16 protein-coding genes are annotated in these 17437 nt (G+C 71.3%); 11 read left to right on the forward strand and 5 right to left on the reverse strand.

Annotation, left to right across the window (positions count from 1 at the left end):
- Positions 1 to 47: 47 nt before the first annotated feature.
- From ligA to OG507_RS35950, 5 genes are all read left to right on the forward strand, one after another.
- Positions 48 to 2165, forward strand: coding sequence for an NAD-dependent DNA ligase LigA (ligA, locus tag OG507_RS35930; RefSeq protein ID WP_327372216.1), 2118 nt, complete (start codon positions 48 to 50; stop codon positions 2163 to 2165).
- A gap of 224 nt (positions 2166 to 2389) precedes the next feature.
- The gene (locus OG507_RS35935; RefSeq protein ID WP_327371272.1) at positions 2390 to 3199 is read left to right on the forward strand and encodes a rod shape-determining protein MreC; all 810 of its coding nucleotides are present in this window, start codon (positions 2390 to 2392) and stop codon (positions 3197 to 3199) included.
- Positions 3196 to 3720 (forward strand): hypothetical protein, encoded by a 525-nt coding sequence (locus OG507_RS35940; protein ID WP_327371273.1) that lies wholly within the window; start codon positions 3196 to 3198, stop codon positions 3718 to 3720. The genes OG507_RS35935 and OG507_RS35940 overlap by 4 nt, the downstream gene beginning before the upstream one ends.
- Before the next feature lie 77 nt (positions 3721 to 3797).
- The gene (secD, locus tag OG507_RS35945) at positions 3798 to 6101 is read left to right on the forward strand and encodes a protein translocase subunit SecD (protein ID WP_327371274.1); all 2304 of its coding nucleotides are present in this window, start codon (positions 3798 to 3800) and stop codon (positions 6099 to 6101) included.
- A 185-nt stretch (positions 6102 to 6286) separates the two neighbouring features.
- On the forward strand, positions 6287 to 6985 hold the full coding sequence (locus tag OG507_RS35950) for a YoaK family protein (protein ID WP_442811128.1): 699 nt from the start codon (positions 6287 to 6289) through the stop codon (positions 6983 to 6985).
- On the opposite strand, the gene OG507_RS35955 is transcribed toward OG507_RS35950, so the two are convergent.
- Positions 6975 to 7838, reverse strand: a complete 864-nt coding sequence (locus OG507_RS35955) for a helix-turn-helix domain-containing protein (RefSeq protein ID WP_327371276.1) — start codon at positions 7836 to 7838, stop codon at positions 6975 to 6977. The genes OG507_RS35950 and OG507_RS35955 overlap by 11 nt on opposite strands.
- Positions 7839 to 7901: 63 nt before the next feature.
- Here OG507_RS35955 and OG507_RS35960 point away from each other — a divergent pair, with 63 nt between their 5' ends.
- Both OG507_RS35960 and OG507_RS35965 read left to right on the forward strand, forming a co-directional pair.
- On the forward strand, positions 7902 to 8207 hold the full coding sequence (locus tag OG507_RS35960) for a 4a-hydroxytetrahydrobiopterin dehydratase (RefSeq protein WP_327371277.1): 306 nt from the start codon (positions 7902 to 7904) through the stop codon (positions 8205 to 8207).
- A 193-nt stretch (positions 8208 to 8400) separates the two neighbouring features.
- Entirely contained in the window at positions 8401 to 9144 is a 744-nt protein-coding gene (locus OG507_RS35965; protein WP_327372217.1) for a class I SAM-dependent methyltransferase, read from the forward strand.
- A gap of 39 nt (positions 9145 to 9183) precedes the next feature.
- Here the strand turns inward: OG507_RS35965 and OG507_RS35970 are convergent, their stop codons facing one another.
- On the reverse strand, positions 9184 to 10044 hold the full coding sequence (locus OG507_RS35970) for an NmrA family transcriptional regulator (RefSeq protein WP_327371278.1): 861 nt from the start codon (positions 10042 to 10044) through the stop codon (positions 9184 to 9186).
- Between the two features lie 81 nt (positions 10045 to 10125).
- Here OG507_RS35970 and OG507_RS35975 point away from each other — a divergent pair, with 81 nt between their 5' ends.
- From OG507_RS35975 to OG507_RS35985, 3 genes are all read left to right on the forward strand, one after another.
- On the forward strand, positions 10126 to 11094 hold the full coding sequence (locus tag OG507_RS35975) for an AraC family transcriptional regulator (RefSeq protein WP_327371279.1): 969 nt from the start codon (positions 10126 to 10128) through the stop codon (positions 11092 to 11094).
- Positions 11095 to 11114: 20 nt separating this feature from the next.
- Positions 11115 to 12032, forward strand: a complete 918-nt coding sequence (locus OG507_RS35980; RefSeq protein ID WP_327371280.1) for a class I SAM-dependent methyltransferase — start codon at positions 11115 to 11117, stop codon at positions 12030 to 12032.
- A 464-nt stretch (positions 12033 to 12496) separates the two neighbouring features.
- Positions 12497 to 13111: a hypothetical protein gene (locus OG507_RS35985; RefSeq protein ID WP_327371281.1), complete on the forward strand. Its 615-nt coding sequence runs from the start codon at positions 12497 to 12499 to the stop codon at positions 13109 to 13111.
- A 381-nt stretch (positions 13112 to 13492) separates the two neighbouring features.
- Here OG507_RS35985 and OG507_RS35990 read toward each other — a convergent pair whose 3' ends face one another.
- Positions 13493 to 13975 carry an RICIN domain-containing protein gene (locus OG507_RS35990; protein ID WP_327371282.1) on the reverse strand — a complete coding sequence of 161 codons (483 nt, stop codon included), beginning with the start codon at positions 13973 to 13975 and terminating at the stop codon, positions 13493 to 13495.
- An 87-nt stretch (positions 13976 to 14062) separates the two neighbouring features.
- The gene (locus OG507_RS35995; RefSeq protein WP_327371283.1) at positions 14063 to 14899 is read right to left on the reverse strand and encodes an aldo/keto reductase; all 837 of its coding nucleotides are present in this window, start codon (positions 14897 to 14899) and stop codon (positions 14063 to 14065) included.
- Positions 14900 to 15131: 232 nt separating this feature from the next.
- Here OG507_RS35995 and OG507_RS36000 point away from each other — a divergent pair, with 232 nt between their 5' ends.
- Entirely contained in the window at positions 15132 to 15416 is a 285-nt protein-coding gene (locus tag OG507_RS36000) for a hypothetical protein (protein WP_327371284.1), read from the forward strand.
- Between the two features lie 60 nt (positions 15417 to 15476).
- Here OG507_RS36000 and OG507_RS36005 read toward each other — a convergent pair whose 3' ends face one another.
- The gene (locus OG507_RS36005; protein WP_327372218.1) at positions 15477 to 17276 is read right to left on the reverse strand and encodes an AMP-dependent synthetase/ligase; all 1800 of its coding nucleotides are present in this window, start codon (positions 17274 to 17276) and stop codon (positions 15477 to 15479) included.
- Between the last annotated feature and the right edge of the window lie 161 nt (positions 17277 to 17437).

Below are 17437 nucleotides of genomic sequence, written 5' to 3' on the forward strand. Positions count from 1 at the left end.
GAGGGCGTCGTCCCTGGTGAGGGGCGTTGTCAGTGGTGGACGGCAAGATGGTGGCCATGACGAACTCAGCTGTTGTGCTCGCCGATACCACCGCCTACGCCGCCGCGGTCGAAGAGGCGTCGCAGGCCGCCGCCGCGTACTACGCCACGGGCGAGAGCACGCTCGACGACGATGCGTACGACAGGCTGGTGCGGGGGATCGCCGCATACGAGCAGGAGCACCCGCAGGAGGTGCTGGCGGCGTCCCCGACCGGCAAGGTGGCGGGCGGCGCCGCGAGCGGGGACGTGCCGCACACGGTGCCGATGCTGTCCCTGGACAACGTCTTCTCGGCCGAGCAGTTCGCCACCTGGACGGCGTCGCTGGAGCGCAGGATAAGCAGGCCCGTCGCCGCCTGGAGCGTGGAGCCGAAGCTCGACGGCCTGGCGGTCGCCGCCCGCTACCGCACGGGCCGTCTGGAGCAGCTGATCACCCGCGGCGACGGCACCGCGGGCGAGGACGTCTCGCATGCGATCGGCACCGTGGCGGGCCTGCCCGAGCAGCTCGCCGAGCCGGTGACGATCGAGATGCGCGGCGAGATCCTCATGACGAACGAGCAGTTCGAGCAGGCCAACACCGTGCGCACCGAGCACGGCGGCGCCCCCTTCGCCAACCCGAGGAACGGCGCGGCGGGCACACTCCGCGCCAAGGACCGGGCGTACACGGTGGAGATGACGTTCTTCGCCTACGGTGCCCTGCCGCTGCCCGAGTCCGGAGAGCAGGCCGACACCCTGACCGAACTCCCGCACAGCGAGGTCCTGGAGTACGTCGCCCGGCTCGGCGTGCACACCGCGGCGGACACAACTGTGGCACCGTGCACGGTCACCACCGTCGAGGAGGTGCAGGCCCGGGTCGAGGAAGTCGCGGCCCTGCGCGCCTCGTTGCCGTTCGGTATCGACGGCATCGTGATCAAGGCCGATCTCGCGGCCGACCAGCGCGAGGCCGGTTCCGGAACCAGGGCGCCCCGCTGGGCCATCGCGTACAAGCTCCCGGCCGTCGAGAAGGTCACCCGACTCCTCGGCGTCGAGTGGAACGTGGGCAGGACCGGCATCATCGCCCCGCGTGCCGTGCTGGAACCGGTCGAGATCGACGGCTCGACCGTCAGCTACGCCACGCTGCACAACCCGGCCGACATCACCCGCCGCGATCTGCGCCTGGGCGACCGCGTGATGGTCTACAAGGCGGGTGACATCATCCCCCGGATCGAGGCGCCCGTCGCCCATCTGCGGACCGGCGACGAGCAGCCCATCGTCTTCCCCGAGGCATGCCCGCAGTGCGGCTCCGAGATCGACACCAGCGAGCAGCGCTGGCGCTGTGTCCGTGGCCGCGACTGCCGCCTCGTCGCCTCCATCTCCTACGCGGCGGGACGCGACCAGCTCGACATCGAGGGCCTCGGCGCGACCCGTGTGGTCCAGCTAGTCGACGCCGGCCTGGTGGCCGACTTCGCCGACCTCTTCAGCCTCGACCGCGAGCAGTTGCTCGGCCTGGAGCGGATGGGCGAGACCAGCACCGACAACCTCCTGGCCGCCATCGGGGCGGCACGGACCCAGCCGCTCTCCCGGGTCTTCTGCGCGCTGGGGGTCCGCGGCACCGGGCGCTCCATGTCACGGCGGATCGCCCGGTACTTCGCGGACATGGACCGGATCAGGGCCGCCGACGCCGAGGAGCTCCAGCGGGTCGACGGCATCGGCAAGGAGAAGGCGGCGGGCGTCGTCGCGGAGCTGGTGGAGTTGGCCCCGCTGATCGAGAAGCTGGTGGCCGCCGGGGTCAACATGACGGAGCCGGGCGCGACGCCGCCGCCCGAGCCGGGCGAGGAAGGGCCGGACGAGACCGCCGCCGCGGCGGATGGGGAGGGGGCCGTCGCCGGGCTGCCGCTGGACGGGATGACCGTGGTGGTCACCGGCGCCATGACCGGCGTACTGGAGAAGCTCTCCCGGAATCAGATGAACGAGCTGATTGAGAGAGCCGGCGGGAAGTCCTCGTCCAGCGTCTCCAAGCGCACCACGCTCCTCGTCGCCGGGGAGAAGGCCGGATCCAAGCGCACCAAGGCCGAGGGCCTCGGCGTGCGGATCGCCGCACCGGACGAGTTCGCCGAACTGATCGGGGGTTTCCTGCCGTCGGAGGTGTGACGCCCAGCGAAGACCCCGCAGACCCGGCAGACCTCGCAGGCCCCGCAGACCCGGCAGACCTCGCAGGCCCCGGATGGAACCCGGACAGGACCCGACTCCTTGGATTATGTCGGGGAGTGGCTTTCTTTGCCTCCCTATTGCATAGTGAGGGATCGGCCATGCCTCGCTATCAGCGGGTTCATGGGTGGGCGAACGGCTGCGTCGGCAGGCCGGGGGGAGGGGCGATGCGTTCGCCGTACGACGGACCGCGAATCGGCCGGTCCGTCCGCCAGGAGTACCGGGGCGCCACCCGCGGCCTCGCCCTCGACCTCGGCAGCTCCCGGACCCGCGCCTGGATGCCCGGGCACGGCGTCCTCGCCGACACCTTCGGCGCCGGGACCGGACACGGCCGCCCGGTCCGGCGGGGACGCATCGTCGACCCCGAGTCCTGCGGCCGGATGCTCGGCCGTATCGCCGACAGGGCGCTGGGCACGGACCGCACCGATGCCGTGATCGTCCTCAGCCATCCCGTCCTCACCGGCGCCGAACACCGCGCCGCGGCAAGGGAACTGATCGCCGCACTGGGCCCGTCGAGCGTCATCGCCCTCGACAGCGCGAGGGCCGCCGCCGTGTACGCGGGACCGTGGGACGGCGGCCCGCTGCTCGTCGTCGACATCGGCGCCGAGCTTACGGAGGCGACCCTCCTCGTCGACGGACTGGTCCGCGACGCCCGCCAGACCGAGACGGGCCTGAGCGACCTCGACCCCTGCGAACCGCCCACCGCCGTGGCCCGCGCCGTCCTGGACATGGTGGACGAGATGTGGAAACAGGACCGGCACGGCGCCGTCCTGGGGGCCCTGCGCAGAGGCCCGTTGCTCGCGGGCGGCGGCGCCATCCGCCCCGACATCACCGACCGGATCGCGGCCGGCCTCGGCGTTCCGGTACGTCTCGCCGACGACCCGACAACCACGGTCGTACGCGGCGCAGGGCTGATCCTCACCTCCGTGCTCCGCCACACCGGCGCGGCACCGGCCCTGCCCGGCCGAACGGGGTGACCCCCCTCCCGGGGCCGCGCGACGGCTCCGCGGGCCGCGGCGCCGCTGAGGCGGTCCGCCAAGTCTTCGCCGCCCTCCTGCTTGCCGTACTCACCGTCGTCGGTGGCGCCCCCGTGGCCGTCGGGTTCGTGTCGCCCGCGCGGTCGTTCTCCGGCGTGCCGCCATCCGTCGCGTACTCGCCCGGCGCCCATCAGCCCACGCCGCACACCGACCGGAGCGTCCGCGCGGGCACCGTCCACGACACCCGGCGCGCCCGCTCGGCCACGGCGGCCGACCGGCACCGGGTGGTGCCGACGGCCGCACCGCAGCCCAGGGCCGGCACCGACCATGCCCGCAGCACACACCATCTTCCGCCGCACGGGCCCGAGTTCCTGTTGCCCGGCGCGCCCGGCGTCCGGGTACCGCACCCGGCACCTCCGCCGGCCCCCGCCGCGCCCCCTCGTGCCTTCGGCTGCTTTCGCGGCGCGCTCCCCGTCTACGCGGGCCTCCAGGGACGGCCGTCCACCGGCCGCCGGTGCTGACACCGGCCACGTCCCACAGACCCGCCGTCCCGTCCTCGCCGAGGTGAGGGCGCCCGGCGCCCCCTCGGAGGAAACCCATGACTCGCGCCACCACGGTGCGAGCGGTTCTGGCTGCGGCCGTCCTGCTCGTGTCCGTGCTCATCACGCTGACCATGTCACCCAGACTCGGCCTCGACCTTCAGGGCGGCACCAGAATGGTGCTCCAGGCCAAGGACTCCGACACCGCGAAAGCGGACCGGGAGAGCACCGACCGCACCCTTGAGGTGCTCCGTCGGCGCATCGACTCCCTCGGCGTCACCGAACCCACCCTGACCCGCTCCGGCGAGGACCGGATCATCGTCGAACTCCCTGACGTCCAAGACCCGCGCAAGGCCGCCGAAGTCATCGGCAGGACCGCGCAACTCACCTTCCACGCGGTCCAGGGCCCCGCCGCAGGGGACAACGGCAAGGCGGGCGACGGGCCGACGCTCCCCGACGGGCAGGGCCGCTCCCTCGAACTCGGCCCGGCCCGGATCTCCGGCGCGGGCGTCAAGGACGCCACCGCCACGTTCGACGCCCAGCAGGGCGCCGGCTGGACCGTCGCCCTCGACTTCCACAAGGAAGCGGGCAGGGACTGGACCCGGCTCACCGGTGAGGCCGCCTGCCACCCGGTCCAGGACGAGCGGCGCCGTGTCGCCATCGTCCTCGACCAGCAGATCATCTCCTCGCCCCAGGTCGATCCCTCGGTCGGCTGCAACGCAGGCCTGCCGTCCGGCTCCACCCGGATCACCGGCTCCTTCGGTGCCGACGAGGCCCGCGAGCTGGCCCTGCTCATCCAGGGCGGCGCCCTGCCGCTCCCCGTCGAGATCGTCGAACAGCGCACCGTCGGCCCGACGCTCGGCGCCGCGGCCATCGACGCCAGCGCCCGGGCCGCCCTCATCGGCGCCGCGGCCACCGCGCTCTTCATCACCGTCGTCTACCGGCTCTTCGGCGCACTGGCCGCCGTCGCACTCGCCGCCTACGGCGTGATCTCCTACGCGGCCCTCGTCGCCCTCGGCGTCACCCTCACCCTTCCCGGCCTCGCGGGATTCGTCCTGGCCATCGGGATGGCGGTCGACGCCAATGTGCTGGTCTTCGAACGGGCCAGGGAAGAACACGCACAGCATCCGGGACGGACCCTGCGCTCCTCGCTGACCGCCGGATTCCGTAACGCCTGGAGCGCCGTCGCGGACTCCAACGTCACGACGCTGATCGCCGCGGGCCTGCTGTTCCTCCTCGGCTCCGGACCGGTGAAGGGCTTCGGCATCACACTGGCCATCGGTGTGCTCGCCTCGATGTTCTCCGCACTCGTCATCGCCCGCGCACTCACCGAGATCGCCGCACGCTCACGATTCGTCAGCGACTACCGGGGCATCAACGGCATCGCCACCCCCGGCCGGGTACGCACCTGGCTGACCCGACGCGACCCCCGACCGATGCGCTCCCCGCGCCGCTGGCTGCTGTTCTCCACCGCACTGATCGCCGTGGCCGTCCTCGGCATCGTCGTACGCGGCGTCAACCTGGGCGTCGAGTTCACCGGCGGCCGCCTCGTCGAGTACGCGACCAGCCGTCCCGTAGACGTCGAGCGCGCCCGCACCGTCCTGGCCGACGCGGGTTTCGACGACGCCGAGGTCACCACGGCGGGCTCGGGCGACCTCTCCGTACGCACCGGAAAACTCGACAACGACGGCGAACACGCCCTGCGCACGGCCCTAGCCGAGGAGGGCGGCACCACCACCAAGGTCCGCGACGAACTCATCGGCCCCAGCCTCGGTGACGAACTCCGGCGCAACGCCCTGATCGCGCTCGGTATCGCCGTCCTCGTACAGCTGGCGTATCTGGCGGTCCGGTTCCGCTGGACGTTCGCCGTGGCCTCGGTCGCGGCACTGGTACACGACGTCATCATCCTGGTCGGCGCCTTCGCCTGGCTCGGCCGCACCGTCGACGGCATCTTCCTGGCCGCTCTCCTCACCGTCATCGGATACTCCGTCAACGACTCGGTCGTCGTCTTCGACCGGGTGAGGGAACTCTGGGCGAAGGCCCGTCGCGTTCCCCTTGCCACGGTCGCCGACTGGGCGGTGCTCCAGACCGTCCCCAGAACGGTCAACACCGGAATGGGCGCCCTGTTCATCCTGGCCGCACTCGCCGTGCTGGGCGGCGACTCCCTCGCGGACTTCGCGCTCGCCCTGCTGATCGGCATCTGCGTCGGCACGTACTCCTCCGTGCTGACCGCCGTGCCGGCCGCGCTCGTCCTGGAGCGCAGCAGCAAGGCCCCGCCACCTGCCCGGAAGCGGGCACCCGGACGCCGCTCCGGTACGAGGCCGGCGCGCCGGGATCCGCTGGACAACGGGGCACGCGTATAGCCGCTGCGGAACGCATGTCGCCCCCGCCCCCGGAACCCGGGACTCCTTCCAGGTGGGGGCGATGTGCGTCGGTCGTGGTGTTCCGTGCGCCCGGGGCGGCACAATTCCGAGCACCCACCCGTGATCGGAGCGTGCCCGTGCCCGTCGTCGTGCTGCGTGAGGCATGGTCCACCGTCGTGCCGGACATGAACGACCGGCATGGACCGCTGCCGCCCCTGATGCTCGCCCTGACCGTCGTCACCGGACTGGTCGACGCCGTCAGCTATCTGGAACTCGGCCACGTCTTCGTCGCCAACATGACCGGCAACGTGGTCTTCTCCGGCTTCTCGATCGCCGGAGCCCCCGGATTCTCGTTCGCCGCCTCGCTCGTCGCACTGGCAGCGTTCGCGGTGGGCGCGTTGTTCGGCGGCATGATCGTGCACCGTGCCCTGACGCATCGCGGCCGGATGCTGTTGTACGCGCTCCTCGTCGAGACGGCCTGCGTCCTGGCCGCGCTGATCGTCACTCTGCTGTCGGGCCATCCGTTCGTCGGCGCAGTCCGCTTCGCGCTCATCGCACTGCTCGGACTCGGCCTCGGCGTGCAGAACGCCGTCTCCCGGGCGCTCGCCGTCCCCGACCTCACCACCACCGTGCTGACCCTGACCATCACCGGCGTCCTCTCCGACAGCCGGTTCGCCGGTGGGGGCGGCAGCAAGGCCGGGCGACGGGTGCTCTCGGCCGCCGCCATGATGGCCGGCGCGTTCGTCGGAGCCGCGGCCGCGCTGCACGGGCACCCGAGACTTCCCCTGCTGCTCGTCGTGGTGATCCTGGCAGCCGTGACCACGGCCGCGCTTGTCCTGGCGCGCGCCGACGCCCCCTGGGTCCGCCCGATCGTCAGTAAGTGAGGGAGCGCAGATGGTCGGCGGTGGCCCGGTCGGCGGGCAGGAACGTCTCGATGGCCAGCTCGGCCACCGTCACATCCATGGGGGTGTTGAACGTCGCGATGGAGGAGAAGAACGACAGCACCCGCCCGCCGTGCTCGATGTGCAGGGGCAACGCGAAGGGCAGGGCTGACGCGGGGCCGGCTCCCGCGCTCTCCCCGTCAGCGCTCGTGCCGCTTTTGCCGTATTTTACCGTCTTGGCATCCTCGGCCCCGTCCGTACCCTCCGGTGCGCGATAGCCCGCGACCTCCTCGTACAGCTCACGCAGCTCCGCCGACCGGGCCAGGGCGATCTGACGCTCCATCTGCGCCAGCAGATCGGCCCGCCATTCGCGGAGATTACGGATGCGCGGGGCCAGGCCCTCCGGATGCAGGGTGAGCCGCATGGCGTTCAGCGGCGGCACGAGCAGATGCCCGGCCACACCCTCCATCAGCATCCCGATGCCCCGATTGGCCGCCACCACGTTGTACACGCCGTCGACGACGAGCGCCGGATACGGGTCGTATCCCTGGAGCAGCCGTTCCATCCCCTCGCGCAGCGCGCCCAAGGCCGGGTCGTCGAGCGCGGTCTGTGCGTAGCGGGGCGCGTAACCGGCCACCACCAGCAGGGCGTTGCGTTCCCTGACCGGGATGTCGAGGTGCTCGGCCAGCCGCAGGACCATGTCCTCGCTGGGGCGGGAGCGGCCCGTCTCGATGAAGGAGATGTGCCGGGCCGAGGAATCGGCGCGGAGCGCCAGCTCCAGCTGACTGATCCGACGCTGCTCCCGCCAGCTGCGCAGCAGCGGCCCTATCCCCGTGTCAAGCGCGACAGTTGTCATACCAAGACCGTAACGTCACCGGCACCGCCGAACGGCACCGATCGCTCGTGAGGGAGTCGCAGCATGCCCGCCGCACCATTGTCGCAGAAGGAGATCGAGGACCGTCTGGGTGATCTGCCCGGCTGGTCGCTTGAGGGGGACCGGATCACCTGCACCTACCGGCTCCACACGCACTTCGCCGCCGTCGGGCTGACCGTGCACGTCGCCCAGATCCAGGACGAGCTGAACCACCACTCCGATCTGACCCTCGGGTACAACACCGTCACCCTGTCCGTGAACACCCACGACGCGGGTGATGTGGTCACCGAGAACGATCTGAACCTCGCCGCACGGGTGGTGGCGATCGCCCCCGGGCACGGCGTCAGGTAGCGGCACGGGCGCGCGGACGCGCCGCCGATGCGCGCTGCCCCGTCACATCGCGGCGCCGAACCGTGGATGCGCGGCGAGCCATCGTCACACGCCGATGGCACAACTCCAGGTCCATGAGCGCAAGTTGCGGGCCCGGCTGCGTACCGGCAATACGCTGGTGACCATTCGGGCGGTGTGTCCTACAGTCGGCCGGGTGCTGAACTACGACACCGAGGCGGCCGCCTACGACACCACGCGCGGCGGTGTGCCCAGGGCCGAGGCCGCGGCCGCTGCCGTGCTGGGGCTGGTCCCGTCGCCCGCACGCACCCTGCTGGACATCGGCTGCGGTACGGGACTGGTCACCGAGCGCATGGCCCTCGCCCGCCCCGGACTCGGAGTGTTCGGCACCGATGTCTCGTACGGCATGGCGCGGGTCGCACGGCAGCGGATCGGGGCGGTGGCGCTCGCCGACGCACGCCGGCTGCCGCTGCCCGACGCGGCGGTGGACGCGGCGGCCGCGATCTGGCTGCTGCATCTGCTGCGCGAGGAGGGCGACGTACGGGCTGTGGTGTCCGAGGCGGCGCGGGTGCTGCGGCCCGGCGGTGTGTTCGTCACCACCGTCGACAAGGACGCGGCCCATGACGTGGGCAGCGACATCGACGAGGCGTTCGCCCCCTATCTCCACGCCGATCCGTCGGATCCCGCGGACCGGATCGTCAGGTACGCCGTCGAGGCCGGCCTCGACGTGGTGGGGGAGGCCCACTTCCGGGGCCATGGCCAGGGCCGGAGCCCACTGAGTGCGGCACACAACGTGCGCGAGGGCTACTACGCCTCACGCCTGCATCTGCCGGGGGAGGCGGCCGAGCGGCTCGCGACCGTACTGACGGCGCTGCCCGACCCCGACCGGCCGCGAGCGGATCCGCGGTACCGCCTGCTGGCTCTGCGCGCGAGAGCCTGAGCCGCAGCCCCAGCCGCCCACCGAGCCCCCCGAACCCGCCTAGCCTTCCTGGTTCACCCAGGCACCCGCCCATGCCGCCGCGCGGGCGAACGCCCCGAAGTCCTTCGGATCGCGGCCCAGGACCCGCTTCACTCCCTCGGTCACCGTTGCGTTGTGCCCGTCGAGCAGCGTCGTGAACAGACCGGCCAGGAATCCCGCTTCGGGCCCCGGCACGCCGTACCGCTCCAGCATCCGCGCGTACTCCGGTCCGGACACCGGCAGATACTGCACCGCGCGCCCCGTGGCCCCTGCGATCTCCGACGCCGCCTCGTCGAACGTCAGCAGCCGCGGCCCGGTCAGCTCGTGCACCGCACCCGCGTGACCGTCCTCGGTGAGCGCGGCCACCACCACATCCGCGAGATCGTCGGCGTCGACGAACGGCTCCGCGGTCCCGCCCGCCGGGAACACCACCTGGCCGCCCAACACCCCGTCAAGCATCGCCCCCTCGCTGAAGTTCTGCGCGAAGAACGCCGACCGTACGACGGTGAACTCCACCCCCGCCGCCGACCTGCGCAGGCTCTCCTCCGCCACCACGGCCTGCGGCTCGCCCCGCCCGGACAGCAGCACCAGCCGCCGCACCCCGCTCTCCACCGCGATCCGCCCGAAGGCCGCCATCGCCTCCGGCGCACCGGGCGCCGCCAGATCCGGGTAGTACGTCACATAGGACGCATCCACACCCCGCAGCGTCGGTGCCCAGCCCGACTCGTCCGTCCAGTCGAAACGGACCTCACCACCGCGCGATCCGGCCCGCACCGGCACCCCACGAGCGGCCAGCCGCTCCACCACCCGGCGGCCCGTCTTGCCCGTACCGCCCGTCACCAACACCGTTTCCCGCCGCATGTTCTCCGTGTTCCGTGTCATGACTCCAGGCTCGTCCGGCCGTGCCGCCCACGACATCCCCGAGCCGCTCAGCTCCATACGCGTACGTCTACGCTGCCTGTCATGGACGCACTCGCCGGACTCCTGGACGGGCCGAGGGCCAAGGGCGCCTTCCTGCTGCGGATGGTGATGGAGCCGCCGTGGTCCGTACGGATCGAGGACCGGGCGCCGCTCTGCCTGATGTCGGTGACCGACGGGGAAGCCTGGACCGTCCCGGCCGCGGGCATGGACCCCGTGCTGCTGCGGCCCGGCGACATCGCCATCGCGCGCGGCCCGGAACCGTACACCGTCGCCGACACCCCAGGCACCGTGCCGCACGCCGTGATCGGGCCCGGCGGTACCTGCACCACCCTGCGCGGCGAGCCGCTCTCCGAGTCCATGCGCCTGGGAGTGCGTACCTGGGGCAACGCCCCCGGTGGCGCGGTGACCATGCTCATCGGCACCTATCTGCTGGACGGCGAGATCAGCAGGCGGCTGCTCAACGCCCTTCCCCCGCTGCTCCACCTGCCCTCCGACGGGCGGGGCAGCCCCCTGCTGACGCTGCTGGGCGAGGAGGTCTCCAAGGACGAGCCCGGCCAGAGCGTGGTGCTCGACCGGCTCCTCGATCTGCTGCTGATCGCCGTGCTGCGGACCTGGTTCGCCCGGCCCGGGGCCGAGGCCCCCGCCTGGTACCGGGCCATGGGCGACCCTGTCGTCGGGCAGGCCCTGCGGCTGCTGCAACGCGACCCGGCCCACCCCTGGACTGTCGCGGGTCTGGCCGCGCGGACCGGGGTCTCCAGGGCAGGGTTCGCCCGACGTTTCACGGAGTTGGTGGGGGAGCCGCCGATGGCGTATCTGACGGGCCGGCGCCTCGCCGTCGCCGCCGATCTGCTGCGGGAGACGGGCGCCACGGTCGAAGCGGTGGCACGGAAGGTCGGGTACAGCCGGCCCTTCGCGTTCAGCACCGCCTTCAAGCGCGTACGGGGTGTCAGCCCCCAGGAGTACCGGAGCGGCGGCTTGCCGGACCGGCAAGAAATCTCGCCAGGAAGCTGATGCGTGGTGAGGCTGTCCCCATGAGTCAGCACACCGACCACGGTCACCACCACAACACCGCGCAGCCGCGCCGGCACCAGCACCAGCACGACGACATCGACTTCGACTGGGACGTCATGGGCCCGCTGCTGGAGCGGAACGCCGAACTCAGCCGCTCGCAGTACGAGGAGGCGGCCCGCTGGATCGCCGGTCTGCCCACGGCCCCGAAGGTGCGCAGGGTCCTCGACATCGGCAGCGGACCCGGCGTGATCGCCTGTCTGCTCGCCGAGGTGTTTCCCGAGGCGGAAATCGTCGCCGTCGACGGCACCCCGGCGCTTTTGGAACGCACCCGGGCCCGCGCGCAGCGGCTCGGTCTCGGTGACCGGGTCCGCACCCACCGGGCCGACATCCCCGAGGGCCTCGCCGAGCTCGGAGAGGCGGATCTGATCTGGGTGGGCAACGCCCTGCATCACATGGGGGACCAGCGTGCCGTGCTCGCCGGGTTCGCCGCGCTGCTGCGCCCCGGTGGGACCGTCGCCCTGGTCGAGGGCGGGCTGCCGCCCCGTCAGCTCCCGCGCGACATCGGCATGGGGCGGCCCGGCCTGGAGGCCAGGCTCGACGCGATCACGGCGGAGTGGTTCGAGGACATGCGGGCGGCGCTGCCGGACGCCAAGCGGGAGATCGAGGACTGGAGCGCCCTGTTCGCCGCGGTGGGCCTGCACCCGCAGGGTACCCGCAGTTTCCTGCTCGACCTTCCGGCACCGCTCTCCGAACCGGCCCGTGACCATGTCATCGCCGAGTTCGCCCGTCGGCGCGAGATGCTGACGGAGGCTCTCACACCCGAGGACATCGCGGTACTGGACCGGCTGCTCGACCCCGAGGACCCGGCGGGCCTCCGCCGTCGCCCCGATGTCTTCCTGCTGATGGTCCGCACGGTGCACCTGGCCCGACGGGGCTGACCGTACCGGCCCGTCCCGTCCCGACCCACCGGCGCCCCCTGGCCGCGGAATGAGCGCTCATTCCGCGGCCAGGGGGCGCTCTGCAATCCCGCCGGTGCTCCGCGATCTGCTGCATCGGCGCGTTTCTGCAGGTCAGGGCAGGTGAGGTCACGGATGACGGGCACTCAGGGCGGCGTCCTACGACTCCGAACCGGCCCGTGTCAACGAAGACACGCTGCCGCAAGGGGTGACCGAGCATCAGCAAGTCGCCCGTACAGGCTAATGCCGGATCAATTCGCCCATAAATAAGGGTGATTGGAAGTTTGTCAGATTATCGGTAAATGGCATTCGAGTGTCTGGTGTACCCCGATCGGCGTCCCGGGGCCGGCCCCGCCACGTGTCCGATATGACAGCTATCGGGACCGTAAGTACGTTCAATCTCGGGTCGGCTGCTCAGTCGGCCACTCTGAGACAGGAGAAGTGACATGGTTACGCGTTCCACTGTCGTTACCGCCGCTCTCGCGGCTGCTGCGGCTCTGGCTGCCACCGGTATCACGTACGCCTCGGCCGCCTCCACGGAGCCGGCCCAAGCTGCCCCGGTCGTCCAGCAGGCTGCTGCCCCCGTGTCGGCGCTCAACGGCGGCGAGTCCGGGGGCGACCAGGGCAAGGGCAACGAGGGCAAGGGCAACGAGGGCCGGGGTGGTGGCGGCGGCAAGGGCGGCGGCGGCCACTACTACAAGGGTCGCATCCACATCAACGAGCGCACCTACAGCGCGGACGACGAGGGCGGCTGCGTCACCGTGGTCAGCGGGCTCGGTTCCAAGAGCCTCAACATCCGCAACGACAGCCACCGGACCGTCGAGCTGTTCAAGGGCGCGACCTGCGACAACGGTGCCCCGCTGGCCACCGTCGGTCCCTGGAGCTCCAGCGACGGCGTCTACCCGGGCCGTGTCCGGGGTGGCGTGAAGGTCTGGAACGGTGTCGTGGGCAGCTTCCGCGTCATCGAGCGCCACCACGGTGGCTTCGGTGGCGGCTACGGCGGCGGCGACTTCGGCGGCGGCGGTGGCGGCGGCTACGGCGGCGGCTACGGCGACCGGTGACCGAGGGCCGTCACGACGGCCGGTAAGGGAGCATCACAACAAAGGCCGGTGATCGATTCACCCGCCTGACACAGAACCCCGGCCCGCCGGAATCGGGCCGGGGTTCAGGTCTGGTTACCTCTGCCTCGCCATACTAGAGCCGGACGGCGAGGCACTGCCAGCGCGGCCGGAGCAGCCGCGCCGTATGCGGCCTTCGAGCCCTTGGCAGGACCCGGCGGCCGGAGCGGCAGAACGTGGCGCCGGCGCGGCAGACGCCGCCCACGTCCCGGCCGCCGGGAGCCCGGCCGGCTCCGGGGCCAGGTGCCCCCTCCGCCCGCCGGGCCCGAGATCGGACCAGACCGAACAGCCATGGAGGGACCGGACCCCGAGTGCCGGTCCCTCTTAGCCCGTATGGGTGTCGGACACCAGCTCCAACCGCCACCACTGGCCGGGAGAGTCGGTGTCCTCCCATTGCTGGACCCGGGCACCGGCCTCCTTGCTGCCGTCCGCCACTTCGAGGACGAGCCCGCTGATGAAGCTGACCAGGGTCACCACCCCTGGTGCCTCCAGATGCTGCTCGATCAGCCATTCCTGGGCGCCGAAGTTGTTGGCCCGCCACTGCTGGATCACGGCGCCGTTCTCCGTGGAGGCGTTGGCGACGTCCAGCCGCTTGCCGCTGTGGACATTGACCAGGTGGTACAGCGCAGCACCTTCGTGCACGGGTGAGAGCTGCCAGTGCTGGGCCGCCGAACCGCTCTCCTCACCCTGCTGCACCGGGGCGCCGCCCCCCTTGGCGGAGCCGTACACCTCCAGTAGCAGCCCGCTGCCCACATTGCGCAGCCGGTAGCGACCCGCCGCGACGACGGGCGCGGTGTCCCCGCTCATGTTCCGGTCCCTTCCTGGGGAGCAGACCGCCGCCCGGCGCGGCGGCCGGGCGGCGGACTGTGTGCTTCGGAGCTGTGCAGGCGCGGCTCAGGCGCCGACGTTGAACTCGCCCGGGTTGGGGCCCAGACGCTTGCCCTCGTCCAGCGCGGCGAACGCGGCCAGGTCGTCGGCGTCCAGCTCGAAGCCGAACACATCGAGGTTCTCCGAGATCCGGGACGGCGTCACGGACTTCGGGATCACCACATTGCCGGTCTGGATGTGCCAGCGGAGCACCACCTGGGCCGGTGTGCGGCCGTGCTTCCGGGCGATCGCGACGACCGTCGGGACCTCCAGGAGGCCCTTGCCCTGGCCGAGCGGCGACCAGGCCTCGGTCGCGATGCCGTGCTTGGCGTGGAAGGCGCGCGACTCGGACTGCTGGAGCTGCGGGTGGAGCTCGATCTGGTTGATCACCGGGACCACGGAGGTCTCGCCGAGCAGCCGCTCCAGGTGCTCGGGCAGGAAGTTCGAGACTCCGATGGCCTTCGCACGGCCTTCGGAGTAGATCTTCTCGAAGGCCCTGTACGTGTCGGTGTACGCGTCCTTGGCCGGTACCGGCCAGTGGATCAGATACAGATCGACATAGTCCAGGCCCAGCTTGTCGAGCGAGGCGTCGAAGGCGCGCAGGGCGGAGTCGTAGCCCTGGTCGCCGTTCCACAGCTTCGTGGTGACGAAGAGCTCCTCGCGGGCGACACCGGAGGCGGCGACGGCCTTGCCCGTGCCCTGCTCGTTCCCGTAGATCGCGGCGGTGTCGATGCTCCGGTACCCGGACTCGATGGCTGTCGCGACCGCCTTCGCGGCCTCGTCGTCCGGCACCTGCCAGACACCGAAACCGAGCTGCGGCATCTCGACGCCATTGTTGAGGGTGATGGAGGGGACCTTGCTCACGAGCGGTCGATCCTTACGTCGTCGGTTGGGGTTCTCAAGGTCAACGATCAGACAGGGCCATCCATTCCCCGCCGGCCCGGTGTTCGCGCCCGTGCTGCCCGGGATCCGGCGAACTCACGTACCGGTTCCGATATTTGGGCCCGCGCGAAGCATTGACAGAGCGGCCTCCAGGGGCATCCTATGCAGTGATGGTTAGGAATCTTTCCTAACGCCGTCCAGGAACGGAGCTCACGTGTACGCCGACCGCCCCCCACGCCGTCTCGTGGCCGTCCTCGCCGGTCTCAGCTGTCTGCTTCTGCCGCTGCTCTCCCACCTCCCGAAGGCGTCCGCCACCACGGCGGACGGCGATCCCGGCAGCCCGGCGGCGCCCTTCGGCAGCCGGCTGTATCCCTGCGCCACCTCTCAGCAGCCCGAGTGCCCGGCGGACACAGGTCCGTTGGCGGATTTCGTCGTCGCCACCGGGATCCGGTCCGGCGCGGGCGGTGCCCCGGACCGGATCGTCGCCGGCATCCACTGAGCGCCCTGAGGATCCCGATCACCCGACGCGCGTGCCGTATTGCCGGGGCACGGGTCCGGCTCAGCGGTACAGCGCGTCGACCTCCGCCGCGTACGCAGTCTCGATCGCCTTGCGCTTCAGCTTCAGCGACGGCGTGAGCAGGCCGTGCTCCTCGCTGAACGGATGGGCCAGAATCCGGAACGTACGGATCGACTCGGCCTGCGACACGGCTGTGTTGGCGGCCACCACCGCCCGCCGGACCTCCATCTCCAGGTCCGGATCCCGCACCAGATCCCCCGGCCTCATCGGCGGCCGCCCCTGCATGGCGAGCCAGTGGTCCATCGACTCCTGGTCGACCGTGACCAGCGCCGCGATGTACGGACGGTCGTTGCCGACCACGATGCACTGCGCGACCAGCGGATGCGCCCGCACCCGTTCCTCCAGACCGGCCGGCGACACGCTCTTGCCGCTCGACGTCACCAGGATCTCCTTCTTCCGCCCGGTGATCGTCAGATAGCCGTCCTCGTCGAGCGCCCCCAGATCCCCGGTGGCCAGCCAGCCCTCGCGCAGCACCGCCTCGGTGGCCTTGGGATCGCCGAGATAGCCCGAGAAGACATTGCCGCCGTGCACCCACACCTCGCCGTCCTCGGCGATGTGCACGGTGGTGCCGGGGATCGGCTGCCCGACGGTGCCGTACCGGGTGCGCTCGGGCGGGTTGGCGGTGGCCGCCGCGGTCGACTCGGTCAGCCCGTACCCCTCGTACACCGTGACGCCCGCGCCCTCGAAGAACAGCCCGAGCTGCCGCTCCATCCCCGAACCGCCGGACATGGCGTGGCGGATCCGGCCGCCCATCGCCTCGCGCACCTTCTTGTACACGACCTTCTCGAAGAACTGGTGCTGCATCCGCAGCCCGGCGGACGGCCCGGGACCGGTCCCGAACGCCCGCGCCTCCGTCGCTTCGGCGTACTTCACCGCGATGTCCACGGCCTTGTCGAACGGCCCGACCCGGCCCTCCGCCTCGGCCTTGCGCCGGGCGCCGTTGAAGACCTTCTCGAAGATGTACGGCACCGCGAGGATGAACGTCGGCCGGAACGACACCAGGTCCGGCATCAGGGCCTTCGCCGACAGCTCCGGCTGGTGACCCAGCTTCACCCGGCCGCGGACCGCAGCGACCTCGACCATCCGCCCGAAGACATGCGCCAGCGGCAGGAAGAGCAGAGTCGCCGCCTCGTCGCCCGGCTTGGAGTGGAAGACCGACTCCCAGCGCGCTGCCATCGTGTCCGTCTCGAACATGAAGTTGGCGTGCGTGATCACACAGCCCTTGGGCCGTCCCGTCGTTCCCGAGGTGTAGATGATGGTCGCCACCGACTCGGGCGTCACCGCGCGCCGGTGGCGGTGCACCACCTCGTCCTCGACATGGGTCCCGGCGTCGACGAGCTCGGTCACCGCGTCGGCGTCCAGCTGCCAGAGCCGCTTGAGCTGCGGCAGCCGGTCGATCACCGACGCGACCGTCATCGCATGGTCCTCGTGCTCGACGACGACGGCGGACACCTCGGCGTCGTGCAGCATCCAGAAGACCTGCTCGGCCGAGGACGTCGGGTAGATCGGCACGGACTGGGCGCCGACGGTCCACAGCGCGAAGTCGAAGAGTGTCCACTCGTAGCGCGTACGCGACATCACGGCCACCCGGTCGCTGAATCTGACGCCGTGCGCGATCAGCCCCTTGGCGAGCGCCAGCACCTCGTCGCGGAAGGTCGCCGCGGTGACGTCCTGCCAGTGTCCGCCCGCGTCTTTTCGGCCGAGCGCGACCCGGTGCGGATCTTCCTCGGCGTAGTCGAACACCACATCGGCCAGTCCGCCCACGAAGGGCGCGGCCGCCATGGGCGGGACAGTGAACTCGCGCAATGACTTGCTCCTTGTGGCGCTCCGCACAGCGCCGTGACGCTACCCCACCGGGCGGCGGGGCGGGAGGGCCGCGCAACGGCGGACAAGGTGGCATATGCACAGGTCAGCCGCCGAAATCCGGCCAGATGGGCAAGGCT

It is taken from the genome of Streptomyces sp. NBC_01217, assembly GCF_035994185.1.
Taxonomy (GTDB): Bacteria; Actinomycetota; Actinomycetes; order Streptomycetales; family Streptomycetaceae; genus Streptomyces.

What these genes read in the sequence shown, in the direction of transcription:
- OG507_RS35990 (WP_327371282.1), bottom strand. Translation starts at nt 13,975, where the DNA reads ATGAGCGGGGACACCGCGCCCGTCGTCGCGGCGGGTCGCTACCGGCTG.
- OG507_RS35980 (WP_327371280.1), top strand. Translation starts at nt 11,115, where the DNA reads ATGAGTCAGCACACCGACCACGGTCACCACCACAACACCGCGCAGCCG.
- ligA (WP_327372216.1), top strand. Translation starts at nt 48, where the DNA reads ATGGTGGCCATGACGAACTCAGCTGTTGTGCTCGCCGATACCACCGCC.
- OG507_RS35960 (WP_327371277.1), top strand. Translation starts at nt 7,902, where the DNA reads ATGCCCGCCGCACCATTGTCGCAGAAGGAGATCGAGGACCGTCTGGGT.
- OG507_RS35970 (WP_327371278.1), bottom strand. Translation starts at nt 10,044, where the DNA reads ATGACACGGAACACGGAGAACATGCGGCGGGAAACGGTGTTGGTGACG.
- OG507_RS35950 (WP_442811128.1), top strand. Translation starts at nt 6,287, where the DNA reads ATGAACGACCGGCATGGACCGCTGCCGCCCCTGATGCTCGCCCTGACC.
- OG507_RS35985 (WP_327371281.1), top strand. Translation starts at nt 12,497, where the DNA reads ATGGTTACGCGTTCCACTGTCGTTACCGCCGCTCTCGCGGCTGCTGCG.
- OG507_RS35935 (WP_327371272.1), top strand. Translation starts at nt 2,390, where the DNA reads ATGCGTTCGCCGTACGACGGACCGCGAATCGGCCGGTCCGTCCGCCAG.
- OG507_RS35975 (WP_327371279.1), top strand. Translation starts at nt 10,126, where the DNA reads ATGGACGCACTCGCCGGACTCCTGGACGGGCCGAGGGCCAAGGGCGCC.
- OG507_RS35955 (WP_327371276.1), bottom strand. Translation starts at nt 7,838, where the DNA reads ATGACAACTGTCGCGCTTGACACGGGGATAGGGCCGCTGCTGCGCAGC.
- OG507_RS36005 (WP_327372218.1), bottom strand. Translation starts at nt 17,276, where the DNA reads ATGGCGGCCGCGCCCTTCGTGGGCGGACTGGCCGATGTGGTGTTCGAC.
- secD (WP_327371274.1), top strand. Translation starts at nt 3,798, where the DNA reads ATGACTCGCGCCACCACGGTGCGAGCGGTTCTGGCTGCGGCCGTCCTG.